General features: G+C 34.4%; 5 protein-coding genes. All 5 read left to right on the top strand.

Annotation, left to right across the window (positions count from 1 at the left end; translation table 11 throughout):
* On the top strand, window positions 1–257 hold a 257-nt coding region (locus tag ACIQ1E_RS12755), incomplete at its 5' end, for an ATP-binding protein (protein WP_396171689.1).
* Window positions 258–309: 52 nt separating this feature from the next.
* Window positions 310–453 (top strand): hypothetical protein, encoded by a 144-nt coding sequence (locus tag ACIQ1E_RS12750; protein WP_396171688.1) that lies wholly within the window; start codon window positions 310–312, stop codon window positions 451–453.
* The gene (locus ACIQ1E_RS12745) at window positions 422–1,639 is read left to right on the top strand and encodes a T9SS sorting signal type C domain-containing protein (protein WP_396171687.1); all 1,218 of its coding nucleotides are present in this window, start codon (window positions 422–424) and stop codon (window positions 1,637–1,639) included. Before ACIQ1E_RS12750 ends, ACIQ1E_RS12745 begins: the two co-directional genes overlap by 32 nt.
* 720 nt (window positions 1,640–2,359) lie before the next feature.
* Window positions 2,360–7,303, top strand: a complete 4,944-nt coding sequence (locus tag ACIQ1E_RS12740) for a LamG-like jellyroll fold domain-containing protein (protein ID WP_396171686.1) — start codon at window positions 2,360–2,362, stop codon at window positions 7,301–7,303.
* Window positions 7,304–7,767: 464 nt separating this feature from the next.
* A complete protein-coding gene (locus ACIQ1E_RS12735) occupies window positions 7,768–8,361 on the top strand; it encodes a hypothetical protein (RefSeq protein WP_396171685.1) in 594 nt (197 codons plus the stop codon).
* Window positions 8,362–8,468 lie beyond the last annotated feature (107 nt).

Genomic DNA, 8,468 nt, shown 5'->3' with positions numbered 1-8,468 from the left:
ATGTAATTATTCTTGATGATTTTGGACTCCAAGCACTCGATAGCCACAACAGAATTACACTTTTAGAAATCATCGAAGACAGGCACAACAATGGATCAATTATCGTTACCTCACAAATCCCAGTACAGGGTTGGTATGATATAATTGGTGAAAAAACCATAGCTGATGCAATTTTGGATAGACTCATACATCAATCCCACAGAATCGAATTACTAGGAGAATCGATGAGGAAGAAAAAAAGTCTAAACAAGGTATAATTTATTGAGTATATTTGAGTATTAATTAACAGATGAAAAAAAGTAGTTTTAAATGAAAAATTGGGGTGGTCAATTTACTCCGAAATTAGGTGGTCATTTTGAATTGGAATCAGGTGGTCACTTTAAATTGGAATTGGGTGGTCAATATCACTGGAATTTGCACTATGACCACTACTTCACGATTTTACACTTATAATACTACTACCAATTTGTATAATGCCATTATTCCTTCTATAAATAATATTGAAACAGGAAAAGGATATTTAATTCGTATGCCAAATAATCATCCTACAACACCTACTTCTTGGACTGGAAATTTTGAAGGTGTACCCAACAATGGTGATAAAACGGTTACAATGGTTAATGCAGGTGCAGGTTTCCGATTCAATTTAGTAGGAAATCCTTATCCGTCACCTATTGATATGCAAAAGTTTGCAAATGATAACAACACAAAAATTACAGGAGCTCTATATTTCTGGAGAAAAACAAATGGACTAACGGGTTCTGCCTATTGCACTTGGACAAGAACTTCATCTACTACAGGTACGTATGTGTCAAATTCGAATTCGGCAGCAGTAGATCCACTTAAAATAATACAAACCGGACAAGGCTTTATTGTAGAAGCATCAGGTACTTCCACCTCTATACAATTCAAAAACTCTCAAAGAACCGCAAACACAGCCAACCAATTCTTTAAAACAAAAGAAAACACAGCGGAAATTAGCACGCTATGGTTGAACGCTACGAATGATTCAGGTGCATTTTCGCAAATGGCAGTAGGTTATAATCCCGAGGCTAGTTTAGGCGTAGATTTAGCTGATGGAAAATACATCAATGATAGTAGTTTTGCTTTGAGTTCACTACTTGACAATGAAGAATATGTAATCCAAAGCCGCCCTCCTTTTGACCCAACCGATGAAGTTCCTTTAGTGTTCAAAACACCAACAGCAGGTATTTATAAAATTGCCATCGATCATACCGAAGGCTTGTTTTCTGGAAACCAAGATATTATCCTAAAAGACAATCTTACTGGTACAGAAACGAATTTAAAATCATCTGACTATACATTTACTGCAAGCGCGGTTGTAGACAATGCAAGGTTCAGCTTGAAATACCAAAAAACTTTAGCTGTCGATGCTCAGATACTGGACAAAAACCTTGTTTTGGTATATAAAAATAAAGGAAGTATTCACATCAAATCTGCTGGATCAGCTATTGCCAATGTAAAACTATACGACATCAGTGGTCGCCTTATATTCGAAAAATCAAATGTAAAAGCGAATGAAACTCGTATTGAAAGTGCAAAATTTGCAAAACAAATTTTAATAGTTAAAATCACCTTAGATGATAAAAAATTGATTAACAAAAAGGTAGCAAATTAAAAGCGGATTCTAAAATATTGTATAAATAACTCAAATTAAAAAAATCACAAATTACAACCTAACATATGCTAAACTTTTTTTAGCAATTAGCCACTCCCGATTATTTTTCTGGATTAAAAAAGGTTATTTTGAGTTATAGCACAAAAAATTTGAGAACTATAATTTAGTCCTTTATCGTTTTCAGAGCCGAAATAACAGTTCAAGTGATTCTTTTTTGAATTTCTTGAACTGTTTTATTTGATGGTATTTAAATATTAAATCTTGTTGGATTCTATTTCAAATAATAAGATGATTTTCTTTGTATTTAATGGCAAACCAAAAAACAAATAAAGAGTCCTAAGAAAAAACCAATTTTGGGTTCCAAACAGTACTTCGAATTAAAAACCTAAAAGACAGTTTTTTAACGAAATAATATCAATTCGACAAAAACATTATAAATCTAAATCACCTTCCTTTAGATAAAAAAAACAATACACCACATTATAACACATTTGATTATTCTTACAAAAACTACTTATATTGTGTATTTCAACGATTAAAATTGCTTTTTAGCCGAATTGAATAGATATTTTTTGTAAATTTAATATAGATAATCAGGGCTCAAATCAATTACAATTAAACTGCCTATAAATTAAGACATGCCAAAATTAAATCAAAAAAACCAACCCAAAATATTGGAAAAACTGAATAATTCTTCATGCTTTTTACCTCAAAAAAGAAATGAAAACAATAGCCAACATTGGAATAAGAACTTACCTCATTTTCGGGTGTCATTTTATTGCCTTTTTTGGATTTGCTCAAACGGTTACTTCTCCTCAAGTGCTTTTTTCACAAAGAACTGCTGCAGCTACGCCATCACAAACGATTTATAATGTCAAAGGTGATTTTACGTTAATTGGCAACACTAACTTAACCCTCGAGACTTATGGCACTAGCTATGATAACCAAAATAAAGAGATGCGATTTGTGGATATCGATGGTGATTCCAATACTTTAAACTCCTCTAAAGCTACTCTTGAACTCTCTAATGGAGGTGAAAATAGTGCCACCCAAAATTGCTCTACCGTACTCTTTGCAGGACTTTATTGGACTGGAAAATCAGACGATACCAATACAACTTTTACTTCAGTTAGAAGAATATCCCACAATCAGAATGCCTTGAGTTCGAATTTTAAACTTACTGTTTCAAGAGGAGGCACTTCAGCTAATTATTATCCCATTTATACTTTTACCACAATTACAGGTACTGTCCATACTTATGTTTTTAGTTTTACAAACGCAACATCGGGTTCTTCTATTGTGACCCTTAGCATTGATGGAGCTGCATTGACTGACATTCCTGTTACTTACAATAATGTAGGAAATGCAAAATTTACAACCTCCTACACGTCGAATGCTGCATGGGGCAATCAATTTACGCTTACTAGCTTAACTAGAAGTCCATCGAAAGATTTAAACTCAGCTAATTATCAAACCAGTAGTTCAGCAGGTATTGTAATCTCTGCTGCAAAAACTTTCGACAAAAAGTCTATTTCTTTTAAGGGGCCAGGCGCTTCTGGATACACGACTATTACTACTTCGTCAACCATAAATTTTCCTGGAACAGCACATAGCGGTATTTTTGTAGGATATCAAGAGGTTACTGATTATGTAAATACGCATGGACCAGGAGCATATACTGTTGCGGATATTGCGCTAATTGAAGGAAATAACGGAAACCAAAATTATGCTCAAAACCCGGGTTATTCTGGTGGTTGGGGTTTGGTTGTAATTTATGAAAATCCTGTAATGAAAAGTCGTGCCGTAACTCTTTTTGATGGCTATGCATATGTCAATGGGCAACTTGCTGGTGGTGGCGAATATGGAAATATTGACATTTCAGGATTTACAACCGTTGGAACAGGCCCTGTAAACATGAAGTTGGGTGTTATGGCTGCCGAAGGAGATCGAAATCTTAGTGGAGATTACCTTGCAGTACAAAAATTAAATGCGGATCCCGCAGTATATCCTACAAACTATTTGATATTAAACCATTCTGGGAATACAACTGATAATTTCTTCAATTCTTCTACATTCCCAGTTCCGATTGGCGGAACTTCTAATAGTAATCCCAATTTAGTGAACAATACAGGAGTTGACTTCAGTATGTTTACAGTTCCAAATACTGGAAATTTAGTTATAGGCAACAATCAAACCTCAACTACTTTTAGATTTGGCTCCACCACCGATGTGTTTACCATTTTTGGATTCGCCATGTCAGTAGATGCCTATATTCCAGAACCTAAAGGTTTAATAAGCGTAACATCTATCAATAATGTTCCTAATCCACCCGTTTTAAACGCATTGCCTGGACAAGTAATTAATTATTCTCTCGATATTACTAATGAAGGAACTGAAGCCACTAACAACACGATAATCACCATCCCTATTCCTGCAACGGCTATTTTCAATGCTGGAACCATAACCTCTAATCTCTATAATGGTGCTACCCAAGTTAGCGCTCCTTTATATAATTCGGGAGCAAATGCAATTACTTGGAATTTAGGCACATTACCCATAACTGCAAACCATCCTGAATACATTTATGCCGATATTAGCTTCACCCTAGATGTCACAACAGATTGCAGTATTATATTAACTGCTGGTTGCAGCCCCGAAGTATCTTTAGAAACTGGCACAATAACTGGTACAGGTGCCATATCAGGATCACCATTTACAAGATATTTTTTTCAAGGATATGATGAAACCTCTTGTAATTTACCCATTGATGGCTCCATTATTGTAGTGATTGATGCAAGCTCATGCTTATCAAGTATGGCTGGACCTGATCAATCAGCGTCTTGTGGAGGAGAATTAGCAACTTTAGCAGCAACTGAAGTAACCGGGCTTTGGTCTATTGTAAGCGGACCATCTGGCGGTGGTGAGCTTTTTTCAGATGATACAAGTCCAATTTCAACATTCTATAGTCCAAATCTCGGCACATACACCTTAAGATGGACAACGAGTTGTGCCACAACAGACGATGTCTTGATTACTTTTGAGAATTGTGATGTAGTAAATTTTGACGGAATTGACGACCATATTAATTTCAAAAATGAATTTAACTTAAACAGTGGCTCTTTTAGCATAGAAGTTTGGATAAAATCGAATGCTACTAATGGCAATACCCAAACCATTATTGCAAAACGTCTCAATACAAGTTCAACAGATGGCTATGACTTGAGATTAGTAAACAATATGTTGTCATTTAATTGGAACAACGGAAACGCTATAACCTCAACCCATCCAATTGATAGTAACAGATGGTACCACATTGCAGTAACATTTTCTGGTTCAAATTACAATTTATACATAGACGGTATTTTAGTTGCAGGACCAATTTCAGGACCTAATCCAAGCTCAAACAACGTGAATTTCATTGTCGGAGCAATGGATCAAAACAATGTCAGTCCGTTTCATTATTTTAATGGTTGGATGGATGAACTTCGCATTTGGAATACTGAATTAACAATAAATCAAATTCGTCAAATGATGAATCAAGAAATTGTAGCAGATGGTAGCAATGTTAAAGGAGCAATTGTCCCAAAAAACATTAGCGGATTAACTTGGGAAAATTTAATGGGCTATTACCAAATGAATGGCTCAACCGATGTGGATAATGGTTATTTGTTAGATAAAGCGACTTCTTCAATCGATGGTAAAATAATCAATATTTACACTCCGCAGCCCGAAACAGCACCAATACCTTACACTTCTGGAAGCAATGGTACATGGGAAACAGATGCTACTTGGACTCATCACGATGTTTGGGATGTTCCATATAGTTTTGGAATAGATAGCGGAACAAAAATAGATTGGAATATAGTTAAAACAACACACAATATTAGTTCCAATGGTAATAAAACAGTTTTGGGATTATTAGTAACAAGTAATACATTAAGTGCTAACAATGACTCAAAAATAGAAGTTTCCAGTTATCTAAAACTAGACGGAAAGATTGACTTAGTTGGAAAATCACAATTACTTCAAACTACCAATAGTGATTTAGACCCTACTAGTTCTGGCTCAATAGAACGAGACCAACAAGGGCAAGCAAATAAATACAACTACAACTATTGGTGTTCGCCTGTAAATCCAATAAATAATACCGCCAATAACACTAATTATTCAGTTGCAGGCATTATGAAAGATGGAACTACATCAACACCACAAAATATAAATTGGATAGCAGGCTATGATGGAGCATCTACTTCACCAATAAGCTTAGCAAGATACTGGTTATACACCTTTGATAACTATGTTAATGCTTATGCCAACTGGAAGAAAATAGTAGAAACAACTCCAATTCGAGTGGGACTTGGTTTTACTCTGAAAGGAAGTGAAAATCCTCCATCTGAATCAAGCAGAATTGCACAGGGAACTACAAGTAAAGTATGTACATCCGCAACAACACAAAATTATACTTTTGTAGGAAAACCAAATAATGGTTTAATCAACTCAAATAATGTCTTGCCTGAACAATTGCTATTAACAGGAAATCCATATCCATCAGCACTAGATGCAGTTGCATTTATAAATGACAATGCTACTTCAATCGATGGAACATTATATTTCTGGGAACATTACACCACTAATAGCACTCACGTTTTGAGAGAATATCAAGGCGGATATGCTACACTAAACTTAATAGGTGGTGTTGCTTCTGGATGCATTCCTAGTGCTATTGATGTAGATTATATAAGTGGATTAGGAATACCTTCAAAAGGAGCGCCAAACCAATATATACCTGTGGGACAAGGATTTTTTGTAACTGGAAAAACAGGTTTTGGCGGAACTGTTGTTTTTAATAATAATCAAAGAGCTTTCTATAAAGAAGACGAAACCGGTTTGTCAAACATACTATTCAAAACTGTAGCAAATAATCAAACTCAGAGCACAAAAATCGATGCAAAAAATTCATTGGTAAAAGAAACTTACAAGAAAATCCGTTTGGGTTTCAATTCAAACAATCAGTATCATAGACAAGTATTATTGGGATTTATGAATGAAAAAGCAACAAGCGGCATGGATTATGGTTATGATGCTTTGTGTATAGACGATTATCCGAACGATATGTACTTTTTAGTAGGAGAAAACCAGCTGGTTATTCAAGGTGTTGGATTCTTCGATGTAGAGGCCTGCTTCCCTATTGGTGTAAGAACCAACATAGCAGGAGAAGTTTCCTTTACTCTTGATGCTACAGAAAATTTCGATTCCGAACAAGGTATTTATATTTATGATAATCAAACCGATACTTATCATAATCTAAGAACGGAAATGTTTAAAGTGGTTCTTCCGATTGGTATAAATGACACTCGATTTTCTTTACGATTCAAAGACAAAACACTTAAAGTAGAGCAAAATTTAATAACTGATACTATTCAAATCTTCTACATTCAAAATGGAAATTCTCTTGAAATTAAAAACAAATCAAATGATTCAACCGTTGAAAAAGTAACTCTTTATTCTATTCAGGGGCAATCGATATCTACCTGGAAAATTGAAAATCAAGATCAACAAAACATCAAAATCCCAATTAAAACTGTACGTTCAGGAGTGTATATAACCAAACTAAAAACATCAATCGGTGATATTAGTAAAAAAGTAATTGTACTTGATGATTAATCAAAAAAATATACTCCCTATATTCGAAATAGTTATCGATGACTTGCAGCTATTTATCAAACCGATAAAATTTGCAATTAAAAACGAAGGAGATACACTCAATTCAAATTCGTGAGCAAAAATCTATAGATAAGTTCAGTGATCAAAATTATGGCAAAAAAGTAAAGAAAAAAATTCGTTAATTTCTAAAAAAAAATCCCTGCCCAAAATATTGAGCAGGGATTTCTTTTATTGTATTCATTACTCAAATTTTTAAACAAATAAAAATCATTTTATTCCTACAATAATATATAATTTGTGTATTTTATCGTCTTTTTGTGTATTTTAACGTTAATTATTGAAATATTTTATTATGTTTGGCTTGCAAATGAGTTTAATAATCGAATTTTATTCTGATGCTAAACTTAATGTTGACAAAATCAAAATAACAAAAAAGCAACTATTCATCCTTTTGCCCCAAAGTCATGAAAAAAAATACACTTTTTACGAAAACTTTACTGTCACTTCTTTTTATATTAATTGGAACATTAACTTTTGCACAAACGACAGTCTTCAATGCCGATTATAGCAACGGAACAGGAAATAACGCTTGGATATCTGCCTCTACAGGTTCTGGAACAGGAGGTTGGACAAATGGCACTACCGCAACTCATGCTACAGGTGCAACTGGTAATTATATTTATACAAATTTATACACCGGTAGTAATGTGTACAACAGCAATACGATATCGAGTATAACGAGTCCAGTGGTAAACCTTACTAATTATACCAACTTAATTTTAACTTTTAATGTCTGGTTCAACACCGAAGGGTACTGGGATGGAGCAAATGTAGAATACTCTACAGACGGTGGAGGAAGTTGGGGTTTACTAGGTACCTTAGGGACAGGTTTTTATACCGATACCGAAGTAAATTCTTTAGGCACTGATGTAAATGGCTGGACGGGTAATAGCAATGGCTGGACAGCAAAAACGATTAATCTTAGTGCTGCCGATATTAATTTCGACAACAATAGCAATGTAAGATTTAGAATTAAATTTGTAGGTATAGGCGTTTAGGCCGCCCAAAAACGAAAATAGTATTACCTTTGTCAAATGAGTACAAGGGAGAAATTTATAGGTGTGAATTCAATAACATTTAACAAGCGATTTAAGGAAGATGCAGA

The organism is Flavobacterium sp. (assembly GCF_044348915.1).
GTDB lineage: Bacteria > Bacteroidota > Bacteroidia > Flavobacteriales > Flavobacteriaceae > Flavobacterium.
The sequence above is the reverse complement of the archived record's forward strand: the minus strand, read 5'-3'. Positions and strand labels throughout refer to the sequence as shown.

Excerpts from the sequence above, each read along its gene's own strand:
- ACIQ1E_RS12750 (WP_396171688.1), top strand. The coding sequence starts at position 310 with ATGAAAAATTGGGGTGGTCAATTTACTCCGAAATTAGGTGGTCATTTT.
- ACIQ1E_RS12745 (WP_396171687.1), top strand. The coding sequence starts at position 422 with ATGACCACTACTTCACGATTTTACACTTATAATACTACTACCAATTTG.
- ACIQ1E_RS12740 (WP_396171686.1), top strand. The coding sequence starts at position 2,360 with ATGAAAACAATAGCCAACATTGGAATAAGAACTTACCTCATTTTCGGG.
- ACIQ1E_RS12735 (WP_396171685.1), top strand. The coding sequence starts at position 7,768 with ATGAAAAAAAATACACTTTTTACGAAAACTTTACTGTCACTTCTTTTT.